The sequence below is a fragment of the Manganibacter manganicus genome (assembly GCF_002075885.1).
Taxonomy (GTDB): Bacteria; Pseudomonadota; Alphaproteobacteria; order Rhizobiales; family Rhizobiaceae; genus Mesorhizobium; species Mesorhizobium manganicum.
This window is the reverse complement of record NZ_MDET01000016.1, coordinates 1-18176: the sequence shown is the minus strand read 5'-3', so window position 1 is coordinate 18176 and position 18176 is coordinate 1. Positions and strand designations below refer to the sequence as shown.

17 protein-coding genes are annotated in these 18176 nt (G+C 61.0%); 7 read left to right on the top strand and 10 right to left on the bottom strand.

What is annotated here, in order from left to right; translation table 11 throughout:
• Positions 1-20 precede the first annotated feature (20 nt).
• From BFN67_RS11900 to BFN67_RS11890, 3 genes are read right to left on the bottom strand one after another with little or no spacing between them, the layout of a single operon-like run.
• Positions 21-1169, bottom strand: a complete 1149-nt coding sequence (locus tag BFN67_RS11900; RefSeq protein WP_080919793.1) for a site-specific integrase — start codon at positions 1167-1169, stop codon at positions 21-23.
• Between the two features lie 2 nt (positions 1170-1171).
• Complete coding sequence (locus tag BFN67_RS11895) at positions 1172-1696, bottom strand: GNAT family N-acetyltransferase (RefSeq protein WP_080919792.1); 525 nt, start codon at positions 1694-1696, stop codon at positions 1172-1174.
• Complete coding sequence (locus BFN67_RS11890; RefSeq protein ID WP_080919791.1) at positions 1693-1974, bottom strand: type II toxin-antitoxin system TacA family antitoxin; 282 nt, start codon at positions 1972-1974, stop codon at positions 1693-1695. Before BFN67_RS11890 ends, BFN67_RS11895 begins: the two co-directional genes overlap by 4 nt.
• Before the next feature lie 200 nt (positions 1975-2174).
• On the opposite strand from BFN67_RS11890, the gene BFN67_RS11885 reads away from it, so the two are divergent.
• From BFN67_RS11885 to BFN67_RS11865, 5 genes are all read left to right on the top strand, one after another.
• On the top strand, positions 2175-3203 hold the full coding sequence (locus BFN67_RS11885; RefSeq protein WP_080919790.1) for a DUF1403 family protein: 1029 nt from the start codon (positions 2175-2177) through the stop codon (positions 3201-3203).
• Positions 3204-3208: 5 nt separating this feature from the next.
• Positions 3209-3904, top strand: coding sequence for an SMC-Scp complex subunit ScpB (gene scpB, locus BFN67_RS11880; protein WP_080919789.1), 696 nt, complete (start codon positions 3209-3211; stop codon positions 3902-3904).
• Between the two features lie 151 nt (positions 3905-4055).
• A complete protein-coding gene (locus tag BFN67_RS11875) occupies positions 4056-4973 on the top strand; it encodes a hypothetical protein (RefSeq protein WP_080919788.1) in 918 nt (305 codons plus the stop codon).
• A complete protein-coding gene (locus BFN67_RS11870; protein ID WP_192856819.1) occupies positions 4963-5451 on the top strand; it encodes a hypothetical protein in 489 nt (162 codons plus the stop codon). The genes BFN67_RS11875 and BFN67_RS11870 overlap by 11 nt, the downstream gene beginning before the upstream one ends.
• Entirely contained in the window at positions 5448-7487 is a 2040-nt protein-coding gene (locus BFN67_RS11865) for a coiled-coil domain-containing protein (protein WP_080919787.1), read from the top strand. The genes BFN67_RS11870 and BFN67_RS11865 overlap by 4 nt, the downstream gene beginning before the upstream one ends.
• Before the next feature lie 21 nt (positions 7488-7508).
• Here the strand turns inward: BFN67_RS11865 and BFN67_RS11860 are convergent, their stop codons facing one another.
• The 6 genes from BFN67_RS11860 to BFN67_RS11835 form a co-directional block, all read right to left on the bottom strand.
• On the bottom strand, positions 7509-8555 hold the full coding sequence (locus tag BFN67_RS11860) for a DUF3800 domain-containing protein (RefSeq protein WP_080919786.1): 1047 nt from the start codon (positions 8553-8555) through the stop codon (positions 7509-7511).
• 33 nt (positions 8556-8588) lie between these two features.
• A complete protein-coding gene (locus BFN67_RS11855) occupies positions 8589-9353 on the bottom strand; it encodes a hypothetical protein (protein ID WP_080919785.1) in 765 nt (254 codons plus the stop codon).
• Positions 9354-9481: 128 nt separating this feature from the next.
• Entirely contained in the window at positions 9482-10396 is a 915-nt protein-coding gene (locus BFN67_RS11850) for a nucleotidyl transferase AbiEii/AbiGii toxin family protein (RefSeq protein WP_080919784.1), read from the bottom strand.
• Positions 10389-11231: a type IV toxin-antitoxin system AbiEi family antitoxin domain-containing protein gene (locus BFN67_RS11845; protein ID WP_080919783.1), complete on the bottom strand. Its 843-nt coding sequence runs from the start codon at positions 11229-11231 to the stop codon at positions 10389-10391. Before BFN67_RS11845 ends, BFN67_RS11850 begins: the two co-directional genes overlap by 8 nt.
• A 332-nt stretch (positions 11232-11563) precedes the next feature.
• Positions 11564-12247 (bottom strand): hypothetical protein, encoded by a 684-nt coding sequence (locus tag BFN67_RS11840; protein WP_139789153.1) that lies wholly within the window; start codon positions 12245-12247, stop codon positions 11564-11566.
• A 49-nt stretch (positions 12248-12296) separates the two neighbouring features.
• Positions 12297-13214, bottom strand: a complete 918-nt coding sequence (locus BFN67_RS11835; protein ID WP_080919781.1) for a helix-turn-helix transcriptional regulator — start codon at positions 13212-13214, stop codon at positions 12297-12299.
• Positions 13215-13534: 320 nt separating this feature from the next.
• Between BFN67_RS11835 and BFN67_RS11830 the strand changes: the two genes are divergently transcribed.
• Together BFN67_RS11830 and BFN67_RS11825 are read left to right on the top strand one after the other, a co-directional pair.
• Positions 13535-14713 carry an anti-phage 6A-MBL system MBL-fold protein gene (locus tag BFN67_RS11830; protein WP_080919780.1) on the top strand — a complete coding sequence of 393 codons (1179 nt, stop codon included), beginning with the start codon at positions 13535-13537 and terminating at the stop codon, positions 14711-14713.
• Positions 14714-14715: 2 nt separating this feature from the next.
• Complete coding sequence (locus BFN67_RS11825; RefSeq protein ID WP_080919779.1) at positions 14716-16971, top strand: anti-phage 6A-MBL system cap2_3 protein; 2256 nt, start codon at positions 14716-14718, stop codon at positions 16969-16971.
• On the opposite strand, the gene BFN67_RS11820 is transcribed toward BFN67_RS11825, so the two are convergent.
• Positions 16968-18115, bottom strand: a protein-coding gene (locus BFN67_RS11820; RefSeq protein ID WP_139789152.1) for an IS3 family transposase whose coding sequence is annotated in 2 segments (ribosomal slippage) — positions 16968-17866 and positions 17866-18115 — 1149 coding nt in all. Because the reading frame shifts where the segments join, the coding sequence is not laid out codon by codon here. The genes BFN67_RS11825 and BFN67_RS11820 overlap by 4 nt on opposite strands.
• Positions 18116-18176 lie beyond the last annotated feature (61 nt).

Here is an 18176-nt window from a genome sequence, read left to right as displayed (position 1 = left end):
AGAGCCGGGGAAGCGGCGTTTCACAGCCCCGACGCTTTTGTGAGGTTGACCCGAAACCGGTCGCGCCGGCGCTGGTATTTTCGCGTCATCTCGGCGGAGGCGTGGCCGAGCTGTTTCTGCACATAGCGTTCGTCGACCTCGGCCGAGGAGGCGAGGCCGGCGCGCAACGAATGACCGGCGAACTTTTGCGCCCGCTCACCCTCGGTCAGCTCGCCGCGCACGCCGGCGGCGAGTGCCGTCCGTTTGACCAGTCGGGCAACCTGCTGATCGTTGAGCCGATCGGCGCTAACCGCCTTGCCCTGGCCGGTGACGCGCCTGAAGAGGGGGCCATGCGCGATGCGGGCGAATTTGAGCCAGGTTTCCAGCGCCACGACCGGGCAAGTCGCATCGGACGAGCCACGCCCGATCTCCACCTCCCGCCAGCCGGTCTTGCCGCGCAGGGAAACGAGCATGCCTTTGTCGAGGATCTCGATCCAGCCGCGGCCGTCTTCGGTCTGATCACGGCCGACGTCGAGGCCGACGATCTCGGAGCGGCGCAATCCGCCGGCGAAGCCGAGGAGAAGCATGGCGCGGTCGCGCAGGCCGCGCAGCGTGCCACGATCGAGCGCTTCCAGCATGGCAACGAGATCGTCACGCAGAATCGCTTCCTTCTGGCGGGGAGGGGAGGCGTGGGTGTTGCGGATACCGGCCATGACGGTGGCGATATGGCGGTCCTTCCTGTCGAGCGACTGGCCGCGCTGGGCATAATTCCATGTCAGCGAGGAGAGGCGACGCTCGATGGTCGACACGGAGTTCGGCTTCTTGTCGCCGGTCGCCTTTCCCGAAGCGCAGGCGGTGATGTAGAGGCCGACCACCTGCGGATCGGGGGGAAGCAACTCGATGCCCTGGCGGCGGCACCAGGAGGCAAAATGGCGCCAGTCGGCAGCGTAGGCGCGCCGCGTATTGGCGGAACTCGCCGCCTCGACGTAATCGCGGGCACGGCCGGCGAGCGCGTCGAGATGCGCCGGTAGGCGTGGATTAGTGACTGCCGGAAGGGGAGGGGAGGGGGCGTTCCCGTCGACGCCGGAGCCGGAAGGTGTTGCGGCATCGCGCCCCATCGCCGCGACGATGTCGACGATATCGGGAAGGTCGTTGTCGGGATCCTCGCCTGGGTTGCGCCCTGATGCCATGACTACAGTTTCCCGCCCAGGCGCAAGCCGGCTTCGAAAGAGGCAAGCGGTAGGAACAGGGACAATGGCCGATCGTCCAGGCTCAAGGCGCCATACGAACGATACCACTTCGCAACCCGCTCGTCCTTCGCGTCGATGAACATCAGCGTTCCGCCGACTTGCGCCGCGGCGCGGATGCAACGCAGGCCCGCCGCCATCAGCAACTGGCCGCCCAGTCCTTTGCCCTGCTGGCTCCGCGACACGGCGATACGCGCCAGGCGAAACCCACCGACCGCGTAGCGGCCAAGGCCTTTGCGGAACTTTTCCGGAACCCGTTCGAACTCGGCCTCAGCGGGACTTAATGTGTAGAAGCCGAGTAGGACCTCGTCCGTCTTGCTCACGGCCAAGGACGTTTTCGAAGCGCCGCGCTCATGGTTCTTGCGGGCATGGTTGCGCAGAAACCCGTTCATGGCGTGGTCGCCGCAGTCGAAACTTTCCCGATCGTGATGGCGGCCGACCGGTTCCTCGCGCCAAACGGGAAGACTCATAGATCGGCCGGCAGGGCACGCGCGGCGGCGATCATCTTCTCGTTCGGGGCAGGGGGGTTCTCCAGCGCTTCCAGGACCTTGAGCGTGTCACGCTCGGACAGCACGATGCGGTCGTTGCGCTCGATGATGTCGCGCGACGCTTCGAGTACCGTGCGCAGCACGAAATCCGTAATGCCGGCGGCGCCGGCGATTTCGGTGGCGCGCAGGATCATGGCCTTGTCGGCCGGCTTGATGCGAAACGACATGCGCTGGCTGTCGCTGACGGCGCCGCGGGGCATCTTTTTTTCCTTCAGGAACGTTGACGACGCCGATAGTGTAGGTTTCGGGGCTTCCCGCGTCAAGTTGTACAGTTTCATGCCGCACATTCTTATAATGATCGATAAGCCAACATTATCGTTCGTTCTACTGTGTCGACAAGTACGGCGCTTTTGGCGCGCATGGCTTGCAAAAAGCGCCGCGCTGATTCATGCTCTCAGGGATGATTCTCCGCCCGAAATTGATCCACTATGCCCCACTGGCCACCGCGAGCTCAGGCCCGGTCGCGCCGGCGGCCCCGGTGCCGACCTGGCTGCGCGCCGCGGCGGCCGCTCCGCAATCGCTTGAAGATGCCGCCTTTGCCGCGGCCGCGGCGCTGACCACCCTCGATGCGGTCGTGCGCCGGGAAGAAAAATGGGCGGGCGCCTGGCGGCAGCGGCTGGCGCTTTCGGCGGCCGCGGCAACGGCGAAGCAGGGAGGCCGCGTCGAGGATGAAGGCGCCCTGCGCGATACTTTTGTCTTCAGCGGCCCCGGCGATAGTTTGTCCGGGTCTACGACCCTCGGCCCTGCCGGTCTTTTGCTGCTCGCCTGGCGCCGGCTGGCATCTCGGCCGGCTGAAGAACTACTGACGACGAAAAACCTCGCAGCGCTGTTGGAAGAATTCGGTTACGCCCGTGACGACGAAAGCGTGAGCGACCTGATGGACGATCTCCGGCAGCTCGCCGCCACTGACGGGACGGTGGCAATAATGACCGGCGCCATCGGGATGGCCGAACGCCACGGCTTGGGGCGCGTCCTTGGAGCCTGGCTCGCCGACGCGCTGCTGGCGCAACGGCTGGGTTGGGTACACGCGGTGCCGCTGCTGGGCCCCGAGGCAGCCTTGGGCACAGGCGCCGGGCAGCGTCGATCGGCAGCCAGTTTTGGGGCGACAGGCATTGAGATAGATCCTGAGCGTGCCAAAAATCTGCTGGCGGCGCAGGCGCGGGCAGCACTGCGCGCCATTGATCTTTTCGCTGAACTCGGGCGCCGGGCGGACAAGCTCCTCGCCGTCGCGCCAAAACTGCGGGCCAAGGGAGCGGACGCGATCATCGACCGGTTGTTGAACGAAGACGCGCTCGTCGCCTCGCGCGGGAACAAAATAGACGAAAAGATGAGCGATCGCGGCCTGCGCCGCCTGTTCGACCGGCTTTTTGTCCTGGGCGCCGTGCGTGAGCTGTCCGGCCGCCCGAGCTTTCGCATCTACGGGCTGTGACGACCATGGCAGAAGCGAGACGCACACGAGAGAAAAGAGATGTCCAGCGAATGCTGGTTGATCGGGAGCTGGATCATCTGCCGCCGGAGGCGCGCTGGCGCGAATGGATGAACCGCGTCGAGGCCACCATTTTCGCCGCCAGCGCGCCGGTCGACCGCGAAATACTCGCCCGCATCGTCGGCAAAAGCTGCAGCATCGATCTGCTCATCGACGACATCCGCGAGGAGCTGCGTGGCCGCCCTTACGATCTGGTCGCCGTCGCCGGCGGTTTTCGGCACCTGACCCGGCCGGCCTATGCCGACGCCATCCGTGCGGCGGTTGGTGGAAGTGAGAAGACGTCCGAGCTGACGCAGTCCGAGGTGCTGGTGCTGATGTGCGTGGCTTATTTCCAGCCGATCACCCGGGCCGAACTGTCATCCTTCTTCGGCAAGGAGATATCCCGCGACCTGATCGGCCATCTGCGCGGCGCAAAACTGATCGCCTCAGGTCCACGCAGCCCTACGCCCGGCGCGCCATACACCTATGTCACGACAAAGGAATTCCTGCTGGAGTTCGGGCTCGACACGCTGCGCGACCTGCCGGATTTCGAGGCGCTGGAAGACGCGGGCCTGCTGTCGAAGGAAAGGCTGTTGGCCGGCGACATCATGCCAAGGTTCTCGGATTCCGGCTTGGAGGACGCTGACGCAATCATCGATCAATAGCGAGCCTATGTCCCGAATCTAGCGAAGCCGCCAAGTGCAGGCTCCAAGGCGCGGCGAGCGCCTCCTTCAAGAGCCTGCTAGCGATTTGTGTCTCATCGTTGAATTATAACGCGTTGGCGATAAGGTTGCAGCTTGGGGGGTATCCTGAAGGATGTTGAGTGCTGTGCAGGTCTGGAATCCAGACGACTGGGAGCTTTTCGCCCTCAGTCTTCTGCAAGGACGACACGGGCCGCTACATGTGCAAAAGATTCCGGCGGCGCATAAAGGCGACTACGGGATCGACTGTTATTGCACGAAGGACTGCGTAGCCTACCAATGTTATGCGGTTGACGAGCCGATAGACATCGCAACTCGTGCCGATCGCCAAAAGAAGAAGATAACGATCGACCTCCGAAAACTTCTCACGAACCACATCGAAGTGGCGAAGATGTTTCACGGAGTGCCGATCAGGCACTGGGTCCTGATCGCGCCGCTCCATGACAGCAAAGAGGTCAATCTGCATTGTGCGAAGAAAACGAAAGATCTCCGCACCGCGGGCTGTGTTGCGTTTGATCCGGCGATCGAGGTGATGATTCAAGATCCAAGCGCCTTCCCCACGGACGCTGTGGCGATCGGCATGTCGGCGCTTTCAAAGGTCACCTTGTCGATTCCGGTCCCCTCCCAAACGGAACTTGCGACTTGGGTCGCTGGCTCGTCCGACCTTTTGGCCAACGCGACGCAGAAACTAAGAAAGCGGGCCGCTGCCGATCAACTCGACGACGTCGTGGCCGAAGCGGTGAGGTCCTTCCTTCAGGGGAACGCCTTGCTCGACGCTTTGCGGTCGGGCTCGCCGGACCTCCATGAAAAGGTCATGTCGGCGATCAGGAGCCGCGCTCGTCGTCTTCAATTTGCGGGGCCACAGCCGGGAGATTCGGCAGGAGAAATCCTGAACGCGGAGCTCGATGCGCTCATCACGGCGATGCAGACCGCGGCGCCGAGTCTGTCCACTGAAAATGCCGAACAGATTGCCTATGGCTCAATCTGCGAGTGGATCATGCGCTGCCCGCTGGATTTCCCAAATGTCCAGTGAATCAATTCTCCGCAACGCGATCTTGGGCGGTTCGTTCACTTTCACAGCACGTCCCGATCCCGTTCCTGGTGATCTGCGCATGTCATGGGGCATGGCGGTGCTCGTCTTGGCGCTGTTCTACAGCCGGGCAAAGAAATCCAACTTTCAGAAACTTCAGTTCCTGGCTCATTCGGTGAGGCTGCCGGAGGGCCGGGAGGAAGTTCGTGGGCTTTTGTCGGGAGAGTATCGACCGACCGAGGTTTCAGTGCGCGTCGAACCATCGCTCAACCGAGCTGTATCCTATGCGCATGCCTTGAAGCTGGTGAAAATCGAGAAGGGAACGTCGGTCTCGCTGACCGACGCCGGCGCGAAAATGGCCAAGTCTATCCTCGAGGAGGGGGAGTCGTTGAAGGAGGAGGCCAAGTTCTTGAGCGAGGTGGCGCCACGCATGACGGATGCGCTGATGAAACGCGTTTGGCGGTTGGAGGACCTGCTATGACGCTGCGCTTTCGACATCTGAGGCTACGGGCGGTGACTACGGATGGCGCATACGGCGCCGATATTCCGTTCGTTTCGGGGCTGACCGTATTGTGGGCCGACAACACCAAAGGCAAGTCAACCTGCATGCAGGGCATGCTGTACGCTTTGGGTCTGGAGCGGATGCTGAGCCCCCGGCGCGAGATCCCTCTTCCGCACGCAATGACGACGTATTTGAACACGGACGAAGAGAAGCGTGTCGAAGTGATCGAATCGAGCGTTTCGCTTGAGATCGCAAACGGGGACAACCAGGTCATTACCGTAAGCCGCGCGGTCAAGGCCAGCACGGATACGCGGCTTGTTACGGTGGATTTCGGGCCAGCTCTGTCGGAGGGAAGGACCGACCTCAAGCGACAAAACTTCTTTGTCCTGGATCCCGGTGCTGCCCAGCGAGAAGATGGTTTTCATCACTTCCTGGAGGGTTATCTCGGATGGCGACTGCCGCAGGTCCGAAGGTACGACGCGCCAGAGACAAAGCTCTATCTCGAAACTGTATTCCCCCTGTTCTGGGTTGAGCAGAAATTCGGCTGGACGGCAATTCCGGCTGCGATTCCCACCTATATGAGAATTCGGGAAGTCCATAAGCGGGCCGTCGAGTTCATCATGGATCTCGATGTGTACAAGCTCGAAGTGCAGCGCGAACGTCTCGCCGAACGCATCGCCGCCAACGCAAAAGAATGGTCTGTTATAAGGCAAGAGTTGGAACGCTTCCTCGCACGCGGTGGCGGACGGGTCGCGGCGCTGAGCGAAAGCCCGCTTGCTGATCCTGCTGCGTTGTCGAGCGCTCATGTGCAGTTGGCGGAGGCAAAGGAATGGGTACCGTTGAGCACGGTCGTGTCGCAGCTCAGGGCTAGCGTTGCTGACTTGGCGGCCAAGGCTGTTCCGGCCGTCGAAGAGCAATCGGAGGAGGTGGCGCAAAAGCTTCAGCAGCTGACCCAGCAGGTCGACGAACTAAACGTGGAAAGGATTCGGCTTCATGCGCTTCAGCAGCTGAAGCTGGCCGACATGCAGTCGCTGCAGAGGCGGATCGATGCCCTCGAGGACGATCTGTTGAAGAATCTCGATGTCCAGCGGCTGCAGCGCTACTCCGGTGTAACCGCTGCACTGACGCCTGACAGATGCCCCACCTGCGAACAGGCGCTCGTCGACACGCTGCTGTCGCAGGAAGCGATCTCTGCGGTGATGCCTGTCTCAGACAACATCGAGTACATCCGATCGCAGAAGAAAATGTTCGAAGATATCCTGGTTAGGGAACAGGCGGACGAGAGCGAGCGGCGCGACCAGCTCTCAGCAGTCGGTCGCAAGCTGGTCGATTACTATGCTCAAATCAGGCTTCTTCGATCAGAGCTCGTAGCGCCAGGGTCAAACCCTTCCGCCTCCATCATCGAAGAACGCATTCGAGGCGAGGCTCGAATGCGGGACCTCGAAGCGTTGCAGGCGATCTTCGACGATGCCATGGATCGACTGCGGGCCTTACAAGATGTGTACGCTGCACTGTTAAAAGAACGCGCGGAGATTCCGGCGGAGAAACTTTCCCAGCGCGATCGGGACAAGCTCGCTCGCCTGACAGCGCTCGTTCAAAGCCAGGCGAGGGATTTTGGGTTCAGCACTTTCTCGCCCTTTGAGTTGTCGATCTCCGAAGACAGCTACCGGCCGGAGAAGGAAGGGTTCGAGATTGGCTTCGAGACATCCGCGAGCGATGCCATCCGACTGAAATGGGCCTATCAACTCAGCCTGCTCGAACTTGCCAATGAAAAACCCACCAACCACCCAGGCATGCTGCTATTCGACGAGCCGCGTCAGCAATCTTCTTCGCGACCGAGCTTTCAAAACCTCTTGAGCCGCGCCGCCGGGGCTAGGAAGCGGGATCAGCAGGTCATATTCTCAACAAGCGAGGATCTGGAAACACTCAAGGGCATAACGGCCAACATTGAGTGCAAAGAGGTGATCTTCCCTGGCTACATCCTGCAAAAACTTGGCTCCTGGCAGGGGGACTAATTTAAGCCGACTGAAGCCAGCTCAGAGATTGCGCTCCGCCCGTCGCCGCTCGTGGCGAAGCAAATGAACGTGGACGATCAGCTCGGACATCCTCCTCGACAACGTGAAATCATCTGTTTTGCCTTTCAACGTGTCTTTGAGCCTGAGGAGTTCAAACGACCTGGGCGTGCGCTGCGCCACCCAGAGCAACAGATCCGTTGCCTGGAGCCCGGCGTTGTCCTTCGACGATGGCATCTCAAACCGGGCAAGCTCATACTCGGCGAGTGATGCATCGGGGAACGCGCCATCGCTCGAATCGTGCCAGATGATACTCCCAAACTTAGCATAGGTCTCGGCAAGCGTTTTGCGAAACTCGTCCTGCTGGTCATGAACGAGCCGCTCGGGTGGACTGGTTTCTTTGGCAGCGAAATCGTGGATGGCCTGAAACAGGCGCGTGAAGGCAACGACGTTCGGAGTGTTGGCCTGATACCCCTTCCTTTTCTGGGTATTCGCGAGCGTGAAATCGGCTGGCCGTTGGCGAGCGTAATCGAATGCACCCCCGATCACATCCAAGACCGCCGGCGGTGCTGCCCTCCTGTCCAACGCCGCGTCGACCAGATCGACACAGTTGACGATGCCGGTGAAGTCATCGACGAGATAGGAATCCCAGAAGAGTTTTGCGGTGTCCCGGGACATGGCCCGGTCGATCGTCAGGCAGAGGACGTGACGATTGAGCTCGTCCCAATACCACTTGCCGGGCACGGCCTTGTTCTCCCCGGCATCGAAAATCACATCGACGAATTTGGTTGGAGCCATATAAGGTTTATGGATTTCAGTCAGGCTGAACACCCACGCACCGGATTTGTCCAATACGTCCAGAACCGCATGTCCAAGCTCCGCGACGGTCTCCTCCGGCCATTCATGTGCGTGAAACCGGTCGACGCCTTGTTGTTCGAGGAAGGGAGTCATGGCCGCCTTTGCAACAGGGGCGATGTCCGTAGTGGCCAGGATGGCGCCCAGCCGGAAATACTCATTCTGATCGAATATGTTGCGTCCAGAGTTGCCGGTCTCGTCCGCGAAGGCAAACATGATCTAGGCCTCAATGTGCGGTGCTTGGGGAATCTAGAATGTACCGCCACCCGGCGGTCGGCGCAGATACCGGAGCCGGTCTGCCAATTGCCTTCCCAGGCTCGCCAAACCCTCCCCATTGTTCAGGTAATGGAGATAGCGGTGATGACGCAGGTCGAACGGAATATCGTCCGCCGACTGCGTGATTGGAATCACGTGCTTGCCCAAGGTGTGCGCGATGCCGGCCTCGTAAAATACATTCGGGTTCTTGCCCGTGAAGTCGCAAATGACGACGTGGGATCGGAAGATCAGGCCGAAAATATCCTGAATGACCGCCGATTCCTTCCAGATGTTGTCGGCCCGTTCGCAGCGCAGGCCACAATTCCGGCTTGCCTCCTGGATTGCGCCGTAGACGCCCGAAAACGCACCGGAGAATGGCATCATCGCCGATACGAGTTCGCTGTCAGGCGCCTCGCGTGGCACCGAAAAGACGGCGGGCTGGAAGTAGATGCGTGGTCCGGTGCCAACAGTGCTCGACACACTCTCACCGCCTCCGCCGAAACGCGACGTGATGTAGCGCTCGACCTCGCCAAAATTCTCGGGAGCGTGCTCCACCATCGCCATCAACACCTGGAGCGCGCATCCGTCATAATCGTCGTCGCCGAAACTCAGACTCCGCAGCAGCCGTGGATGATCGTTCACGAGATCGAATCGATCCGTAAGGGAACCCAGCTCGATCCAATTCGAACTCGAGAAATTCGCGACAGCGATATTCTTGAACTCGACTACCTTGCGGCGCTGTTCGGCGTCGACGTGCATATTGCGGGTCCTATTGTTCCAGTACGACGAACTGTGCGGCGGTGACGACAAGAATGGATCGGCGTGAGAGAATTGTTAAGTTGAGACAGCCGCGACCATGTTTCGATGTCACGCGGTACCCGCCGAGCCTATTTTCGCAGACTTTCGATCTCCCGTCGCAATTGGTCATGCTTCTCCCGATTCTGTTCCTTCAGCTTTGCAAGGTTCAGCAGTTTCCAGCGCACGGCCGGCAAGTGCGCTGCCTGAGGTAAGCCGATTGCCTCGAAATCCGGCTCGCCGTCATGAAGGCTAAGGAGGAAGCGCATCGCATTATCATCGAGCCTCTCCGTCAGGTCGGCGAAGAGACGGGATCTGGTGATCAGCAGATCGTCGCAATCAACGGGCTCCGAAGTCATCCCCTCGAACTCCTTGACAAAAGCTTCGTCGATGGTCGCCAGGGATGGCCTGATTAGTTCGTGGGGTGGCCGGCCGGAGCTCGCGACATAGACCAGGAACGTTCGGAACAGCGAATCCGTCAGGCCCTCGTTCTCATAAAGCAGCTTCACGTCGAACAGGTCGCGAGGATGCTGCCGGTCGACCGCCGCGTGCAGCTTGCCGCCGAAAAGATCCTCGAATGCGACGACCTGCATTTCGGCGAATCCGAAGGTGTCCTCGACCGTGGCGCTGACCCGCCGCAGGTCTGGTTGGTGGACGGAGCCTCGTGCAACCGGCGACGTCTCGATCTTGATCGCGGTATTGCCCTGCCGCACGAGGACACGGGTATCGCTGTTGCCGCCGCCGGCGATCCTCTGCACGACCACTCCTTGCAGACCGCGTTGTAGATCGACACGGATGGTCTCGAGGGCTCCATCGATGCCCTTGAGGGTGGTCTCCCGATCTTCAACCGGCAGGTAGATGAGATCGATGTCGACCGACAACCGCGGCATGTCTCGATAAAAGAGGTTGATTGCCGTTCCACCCTTCAGTGCGAAAACCTCCTGGCGCGCGATGAAAGGCAGCGTGCGCACCAAAAGTTCGACCTGCCGCAGATAGGCCTCACGCATCGCTTGGCTCCCGCGGCAGGAGATCGGCGGGTACCGTGATGCGATAGGCTGGATGAAGACGGCCGCCCGACAGCAAGCTCCGGTCCCCGCTGCCGAGTTCCAGGCTGGATACGTCGATGTGTTTGCGCCAGGGATGGGCATGCTTGTCGGCATAGACCAGGAACAGGCGCTTCACCTTCACGCTGCGGCATTGCTCAAGCAACTGCGCCATCAGGCGGGGGCGCAGGCTGACCAGGGCCTCAAAGACAGTGTCCATGGTGTGAAAGCTGACCGTCCGCGGCACCTCGTCCAGAGCTTCGAGAACCGCGCGTTCGGCCGAGGCCATCTTTAGCGGCCAGCGCCACGGACTGAGCTGCAGTTCGCCGTCCGTGGGCTCAGCGAGGCTGAAAGAAGCGTTTTCCACGCCAAGCACCGGATCCTCGAACAGATCGTTGCGCCTGCGAACGAAATGCGTGTTGGTCTCCAGTTTCAACAGCCAGTCCGGAACGTCGTTACCATAGAGATAGACGTCGAGATCGTCGCCCAATCGCAGGTAGTGGCTGTGTCCGCGCAGGTCGAGCGCACTCATGCCACCTAGATGGAATCCGTAACCCATCAGCCACTGCGCAGAGAGGAGAGGTATCTTCCAGCCGGTCCGGGCTTCGGTGCTTTCCGCTGCGGCGAACGGCCGCCTGAACACCCCTTGCGCGACCCGCTCCAGCCATCCGCTCACGACGTAGGCGGACGTTGACTGGCGTGAGATGCCGTGACGTTTCATCCAGCCGGAATCAACTAGGAATCCGGGAGGAACAGCTTGGAGAAGGTGCTTTAGCTTTGTGGCCGAGGGTCTATTCATAGCTGACATAATCGCACAATCCTAAAGTGCGCTCAAGCGCCACTTTATCATATGCCATAAATGTCAATCCTATATAGACTTATCAACCACAGTGCAAAGTAGGTCGGCCTCCTGCAGCGTCGCCGATACGCCAGCTGCAGTCGTCCAAGGATCCTCGTCGCCACGGCAAAGATCATTGTCCAGGCGGCCCCGACGCTTTGTCAAAAATTATCGAGAAATCCCTCGCGAAATCGGATGCCGAAAAACTAGTGATCCCCAAACCCCCTCCACCGTATCGGGTTCGTTCTCTGCTTGCGATATTCCGGAAGCGGACAGATCCGCATTCGATCAGGCTACCCAACATAGCCGGTCCGGCTCTCCTCTTCCTGTTGAAGTGTCTGCAGTGCCACTCTGTTATCTGAGGCGGTGAACCTTTCGACGAACTCATTGCGAGCGAGGATTTGCAGTGGCCGATGTGGCGTGGGTTCGCTCTGAAGGAATTGATGAAGCGCCGATCTGACCGTGTCTTGACTGTGCGCGCGACGCCGCTGTCCCAGAAGCTCTCGCGCTGCGGCCGATCCGGTCAATTCCGCTAGACGCTCAGGTGCAAAGACGGGCATTTGACGCTCAGCGCTTCGGGCGATGAGGATCGTCCGAATGCACCAGAGCGCGCGTTTGAGCAGAAGTGATGCATTGAGCTCGTCGCCGAACTTGACCAGGAACCAAGCGAAGTCCGTTGCCCGCTCGATGTCATCGCGATAGCTCCTTTTGAAAGCGAAAGCCTTTTGGAGTTTGGGCAGATAGCCGTCCGGATCGATGAGCGATTTGGCTTCCCGGACTAGATGGCAGACGAAAAGGTCACCGGCCCGCGCGTCGGCTTCCAGCCGAGACCATGGATAAAGGAAGAGCGACAGATGCCCGACCGATACGTGTCGGGTTTCCTGATCAAGAGTAATCATCAGGAGGTCCGTATCGGACCCTTCGGCGCTATCGGAGCGTGCGAGGCTGCCGAACAACAATGTAGCTACTACCGGCATGGCCGCTGGCGCCTCGATAGTTCAGACGGCACAGCGCCGTGAAATCGTGTCATGCAGAATTGCGTTCTGACGACCTTGCCAAGGCTTCGATCGCCATTTGACGAGAGAGTTCCCTGGCTCTGGTGACCTCCTCGCGATTAAGCAGGACGATTTGTTGCTTCTCAGGCTTGAGTACCCCGGGTTCGACGTCGAGATTAAACTCGCTCATCAGATAGAAGCTCAGGCTAAGACGGCATGGGCGGACCAGACGCCCATCCGTCATCCCATGCTCGGAGGCGACGGCGGCTTGACGGGCCGGCGTTAGGGCCGGGTTGGGCACCAGGATCAGGTTGATCTTGTGCATCCACTCGAAATCGAGGGTTGGATCGACCGACGCTGGACGCTGGTCACCGACGGCTTCGATCCTATTGAGATTGTAATCACGGAAATCATTGTGGTCGCGCGACCAAGATCGCACATACCAACGTCCGGCGCTGTACGACAGCGCATGAGGCGCGATGGTTCTGGAAGAGTGTTGAGATCCAGTGAGGGACGAATAATCAATGTCGATCTCAAGCCTTTTTCGAACAGCGTCAAGCACGCGCAATAGCACCGACGGATCCGTCGGACGCCGACCGAGCGTGACTACCTCGACTGGGGGTAAGGTATCGAACCAAGTGTCGCCGGTCCGCATCCAGTGGTTCTCGATGGCGACGAGTTGAAGCAGGTAGCGGTCGATCGTCTCGCCGATGAATGCCGGTGAGAAACCATCGGCACGCAGATATGCCTTCTCTCCACGGTCATAGCGGAGGTTCTCCGGAGACCGCTTCTCGTAGAGGGCGATATCTGCCGAAGCCTGTTGTGCTGAAATCCCGAACGTCTCGGCCATGTCGCTTCGGTTGAAGCGGCCGTCCCAGAAGAGCCGGAAATCAATGAACTCAAGCCGCCGACGAACGCCCCAACGCAACCGTTCGCCATTATCATCCATGCGCCTTCCTCCTACTTACCCGATTCATGGTATAAATATCCATCAAGTTACTTGACGCGATTGTCGATCGTTCCCATATCTTATGGACGCACGAGGCAGATAGCAACCTCGTCGCCTCTAAAAGAGCGGGCAATCGTGAGAGTTTTTGAAGAGAATCAACTGGTTGAGCGCCCCTATCGAGTTCCTAGCGACGATAGGGGCACAAGCGGCATCGACGCAGCCGAGCTCGGCTCACGAATTCCCAAAATGAGCCCGCACGTGGGCGCGTTTGTTGTGCCCCCGGAGAGGCTCCGGTGTGACACCTACTTCAGGAGCTTCAATTGACCGCGAATCTGACTTTCTTCCCCGTGGCAAACGGGGACATGGCCCTTATCAACCTCGACAACGGCCAGAACATCCTCGTCGACATCAACATCCGCTCGGCGGCCGACGATCCCGACGACGACACCTACGACGTTGCGGCCGACCTCAAGGACCGCCTGCCGCGCGACAGCGAGGGGCGGATGTACATCGACTCGTTCCTGCTGTCCCACCCAGACGGCGACCACGTCACCGGCCTCCGCAACCATTTCCACCTCGGGCCGCCCGAGGACTTCCCGGATGACAAGAAGGACGACCTCATTCTCATCCGCGAGATGTGGTCGTCCCCAATCGTGTTCCGCCGGGCCAGCGCCAAGCACGTTTTGGGCGAAGATGCCAAGGCGTGGGCCGCCGAGGCCCGTCGCCGCGTCAGGCTTTACCGGAAAAAGGGTGCTGCCGTCGGTGACGGCGACCGCATCCTGCTGATGAGCAAGGACAAGGACGGCAAGACCGACGACATCATGGAGATCGTCATCCCGCAGTATGGCCTGATCACTAGCGCCAACCGCGGCGCGACCGGACACTTCGAGGGGCGGCTCCTCGCGCCGATGGTCGTCGACGAAGACGACGAGGATCTGATCCACTTGCTCGAGAAGAACAACTCGTCCGTGATCATCCGCTTTTCGATCGCCGGGGACGGATATCTGGACAAGTGCCGGTTCCTGACCGGTGGCGACGCCGGCGTGGCGATCTGGGAACGCCTGTGGGACCAGCTCGAGCACTACGACCGCGACTGGCTGTCCTACGACGTCATGGAGACGCCGCACCATTGCTCGTGGCGGACGCTCAGCCACGACCGCTGGTCACAGCTCGGCGAGAAGGTGAAGGTCTCCGAGAAGGCGCGCAATGCCTTGTCGCAGATCCGCGCCGGTGCCGTGATCGTCGCCAGCTGCAAGCCGATCAAGAAGGACGACAGCAATCCGCCGCATGAGCGCGCCAAGCGCGAGTATGTGTCGATCGTGGAGGATGACGCCGACCGCTTCACCTGCACGATGGAGCACTTCGACGAGAAGGGCACGCCGGTCGAGTTCAAGATCTACCACGCCGGAACTGCCCGCAAGATCGCGCTCTCGGCAGCGGCGAGCGCCGCGGCGGCAGGGGTCAGCGGCATCGCATCGGTCGCCCGGGCGCACGGCTGACCATGTCCTCCTCCGAACTGGAGCGGCACGCACGGACGTTCGTGCGTGTCGCGGAAAGGCATGCGCTGTGCAGCGGCATTGAGATCCTTTCCGTCGATGACCAGAGGGCGGTGATCGCCGTCACTATCCGCGTGGAAATGCCCCTAGCCGACGCGGCCCGTGGGATCAGCGACAGCGGCGTGAAGGTCCTTGAGGAAGTCCGGGTCAGCCTCTGGTCCAACTTTCCCTGGTCGTCCCCCACGTTCACGCTGCGCGAGGATTTCCCGCGCGGCTTCCCCCACCTGTCCAGCCGCTCCGGCAAGGGGCGGCCGATACCCTGTCTCGTCGCGGGCGCGCCTGACGAGTACTTCGGCCAATGGGGCTTGGTCGAGGCTGGGGTTGTCCAGATCCTCTCCCAGCTGGGCGCATGGCTTGCAAAGGCCGCTACCCGCTCGCTGATGGAGCCGTCGCAAGGTTGGGAACCCGTCCTCCGCTACGACCTCGACGACGTTCTGATTGCCGATCCCCGGCAGCTGCGTAACCGGCTCACCAATAAGGCCGGCCACCTGCTGCTGCGTTCGCGCCACATACAGTATTCTGTGGAGCAAAGGCGCGAGGCCATGATTCTCGTCACTGACGAGATCGCGCCGGCTTCCGGCAAACTCGCCGCGTTTCCATATAGCAGTGAAAAATCCGGCGGCGGCAGGACTGGCGAAACCGTAACGGCACTGTTCTGGCCCGCGATCGGAACGATCTCCAGTGAGATCCTCTCGGAGGACATCGAGACCCTGGACGACCTCGCCGCGCGCGCACGCGATATCGGCCTCGGCACGACGTTCAACTCGTTCCTCGCGCGCATGGAAGACCATTGGCGGGAATGGAGCGCGGACATCGTCATCCCGGTGGGCGTGGTCCTGTGCTTCCGTCGACCCTATAACCTGATCGGCCGGGATTCCTCGATCGAACTCCTGCCTTATGTATTTGAGATCGCCCCGATTAAGGGGCGGCGTTCCCTTGTAGATGGCCCGGACGGCAAACGTGTCAGGGCAGCCAAGGAAGTAGATCGGCTTTCGCCCGAATTGCTCAGGAGCATTTCCGGCGCGCCGGACTCCAAGTCGTTCGCGATGATCGGGTGCGGGAGTGTCGGGTCGAAGACCGCGCTGCACCTCGCCCGTGCCGGGGCGCGCATCACTGCGCTGTCCGATAACCGTTGTCTGATGCCGCATAACATGGCCCGGCACGCCCTTGTGCGCGGGCCGCTCCAATGGCCGAAGGCGAGTGAGCTTGCGGAGGAGTTGAGCCCGCTGGGCCAACGGCCGGGCGTCTACCTAGGCGATGTCTCGCTGGAGCTAGGCCTGCCCGAAGCGCGGGCTAAGATTGCGCCGCCCGGCACAGCAACCCTCGTCAATACGACGGCCTCGCTGATCGTGCGCGAAGCCCTGTCATTTGTCTCAAAGGACGCCTTGCCATCACGCATGGCGGAGATGGCGCTTTTCGGTCGAGGCAGTGGCGGGTTCGTCCTTTTGGAGGGAGCGGCACGCAATCCGAGCCTCGCAGACCTCGAGGTCATTATGAGCGCCGAGGCCAATCCCAGGGAACGCACTTTGTTGTTCGATCCAAAGTTCGGGCTCACGGAAGTCCAGATCGGCGATGGATGCGGTTCGCTGACGATGCCGTCCACCGACATGCGCCTGTCGGCCATGACGGCGCTTGCGGCCGAGCAGCTGGTGGATCTCGCTAGCGCCGGTGCGGGTGAGGGTGCGATCGCGATCGGGACGCACGATGGTGCCGGCACGACCAGTTGGCGGCGGATTGTCGTCCCGGAAATGCTTGAGATGCCCGTTGAGGGCGGCGCTTGGCGCCTGCGCATCGCCAGACCCGTCGTTGACCGGATGCGTGAAGACATTGCCCGCCATCCCGGGGTCGAAACCGGTGGACTGATGCTGGGCTCCTGCAGCGCGCGCACGATGCTAATAACCGTGGTCGACCTGCTCGACCCGCCGTCTGACAGTTCGCGCAGTGCCTCACTCTTCGTCCTGGGGAAGGATGGCCTGAAGAGCGCGATCGCTAAACGGTACGAGGAAAGTGGCAAGCGACTGATCGACGTCGGCACGTGGCACAGCCATCTGGCTGAGATCGGACCGTCGGCGATCGACCGGAGGACCGCGAAGGATCTAGCAGAGGAGCGTCCGCCTCCGGCCGTGCTCCTGATCGTGACGCCCTCAAGCTTCCACGCCCTGATGCATGGCCTGCTGCCGGTTTTTCGGACACCAGGTTAAGCTAACATAGCTTGCTCCTCGAACTCGACGGGGCTGAGATAGCCCAGTGTCGAGTGCCGTCGCCGAGGGTTGTAGAAGCGTTCGATGTAATCGAACACATCCGCCCTGGCGTCGTCCCTCCTCCTGTAGACCTTGCGGGCCGTCCGCTCTGTCTTGAGCGACGAGAAGAAGCTCTCCATCGCAGCATTGTCCCAGACGTTGCCCGACCGGCTCATCGAACAGGTGATGCCGTGGTCAGCCATCAGGCGCTGGAACTGCTCACTGGTGTATTGCGATCCCTGGTCCGAATGATGAAGCAGGCTATCGGGTTTTCCTCTGCGCCAGATCGCCATGATGAGGGCGTCGGTGACGAGTTGGGCCGTCATCTCCGCCTTCATCGCCCAGCCGACGACGCGCCGGGAGAACAGGTCGACGACGGCGGCAACGTAGAGCCAACCTTCGGCGGTCCAGATGTAGGTGAAGTCGGCGATCCACTTCTGGTTCGGAGCCGATGCCTCGAAGGCGCGGTCGAGGAGGTTGTCCGAGACGGCGGTCCGCTCGCCGGCGTCCTTCGGCAGCCCACGGCGGCGCGGCCGGGCACGCAACCCGTTCTCCCGCATGAGCCTCTCGACGCGATGCAGGCCGCAGGACAGACCCTCGGCCAGGACGTCATGCCAGACACGACGGGCGCCATAGGTGCGGTCACTGCTCTTGAAGCTGCGGTCGATCCGGGAGACGAGTATCTCGTCGTGCCGCGAGCGGACGCTGGGGCTACGGTTGAGCCAGGCATGGAAGCCTGAGCGGGATACATCCAGTGCACTGCACAGCCATGCCACCGGCCAGATGCCCCGGTGCCTCGCGATGAAAGCGAACCTCATATCGCTTCCCTCGCGAAGTAGGCTGCGGCCTTTTTTAGGATGTCGCGCTCCGCCTTCAGTTTGGCGACTTCCTTGCGCAGCCGGTCGATCTCGAGCTGCTCCGGCTTCATCTGGCCATGACCGGGAAAGGCATGCTGCGGATCGGCAGCAAGATCCCTGATCCATTTGCGCAGCACGTTCTCATGGAGATCCAGATCACGGGCGGCCTGCGCAACCGCAACGCCCCGATCCTTCACCAGTCTCACTGCCTCAAGCTTGAACTCGCGGCTGAACTTCCTTCTCTGCATTCCCTCTCTCCAGTTCCGTTAAACACCTTATCTCGGTGTCCACGAAACCGGCAGCAGGCCA

What these genes read in the sequence shown, in the direction of transcription:
- BFN67_RS11855 (WP_080919785.1), bottom strand. Translation starts at nt 9,353, where the DNA reads ATGCACGTCGACGCCGAACAGCGCCGCAAGGTAGTCGAGTTCAAGAAT.
- BFN67_RS11900 (WP_080919793.1), bottom strand. Translation starts at nt 1,169, where the DNA reads ATGGCATCAGGGCGCAACCCAGGCGAGGATCCCGACAACGACCTTCCC.
- BFN67_RS11885 (WP_080919790.1), top strand. Translation starts at nt 2,175, where the DNA reads ATGATTCTCCGCCCGAAATTGATCCACTATGCCCCACTGGCCACCGCG.
- BFN67_RS11865 (WP_080919787.1), top strand. Translation starts at nt 5,448, where the DNA reads ATGACGCTGCGCTTTCGACATCTGAGGCTACGGGCGGTGACTACGGAT.
- BFN67_RS11895 (WP_080919792.1), bottom strand. Translation starts at nt 1,696, where the DNA reads ATGAGTCTTCCCGTTTGGCGCGAGGAACCGGTCGGCCGCCATCACGAT.
- BFN67_RS11835 (WP_080919781.1), bottom strand. Translation starts at nt 13,214, where the DNA reads ATGGATGATAATGGCGAACGGTTGCGTTGGGGCGTTCGTCGGCGGCTT.
- BFN67_RS11845 (WP_080919783.1), bottom strand. Translation starts at nt 11,231, where the DNA reads ATGAATAGACCCTCGGCCACAAAGCTAAAGCACCTTCTCCAAGCTGTT.
- BFN67_RS11875 (WP_080919788.1), top strand. Translation starts at nt 4,056, where the DNA reads ATGTTGAGTGCTGTGCAGGTCTGGAATCCAGACGACTGGGAGCTTTTC.
- BFN67_RS11850 (WP_080919784.1), bottom strand. Translation starts at nt 10,396, where the DNA reads ATGCGTGAGGCCTATCTGCGGCAGGTCGAACTTTTGGTGCGCACGCTG.
- BFN67_RS11870 (WP_192856819.1), top strand. Translation starts at nt 4,963, where the DNA reads ATGTCCAGTGAATCAATTCTCCGCAACGCGATCTTGGGCGGTTCGTTC.
- BFN67_RS11825 (WP_080919779.1), top strand. Translation starts at nt 14,716, where the DNA reads ATGTCCTCCTCCGAACTGGAGCGGCACGCACGGACGTTCGTGCGTGTC.
- BFN67_RS11890 (WP_080919791.1), bottom strand. Translation starts at nt 1,974, where the DNA reads ATGCCCCGCGGCGCCGTCAGCGACAGCCAGCGCATGTCGTTTCGCATC.
- BFN67_RS11860 (WP_080919786.1), bottom strand. Translation starts at nt 8,555, where the DNA reads ATGTTTGCCTTCGCGGACGAGACCGGCAACTCTGGACGCAACATATTC.
- scpB (WP_080919789.1), top strand. Translation starts at nt 3,209, where the DNA reads ATGGCAGAAGCGAGACGCACACGAGAGAAAAGAGATGTCCAGCGAATG.
- BFN67_RS11840 (WP_139789153.1), bottom strand. Translation starts at nt 12,247, where the DNA reads ATGCCGGTAGTAGCTACATTGTTGTTCGGCAGCCTCGCACGCTCCGAT.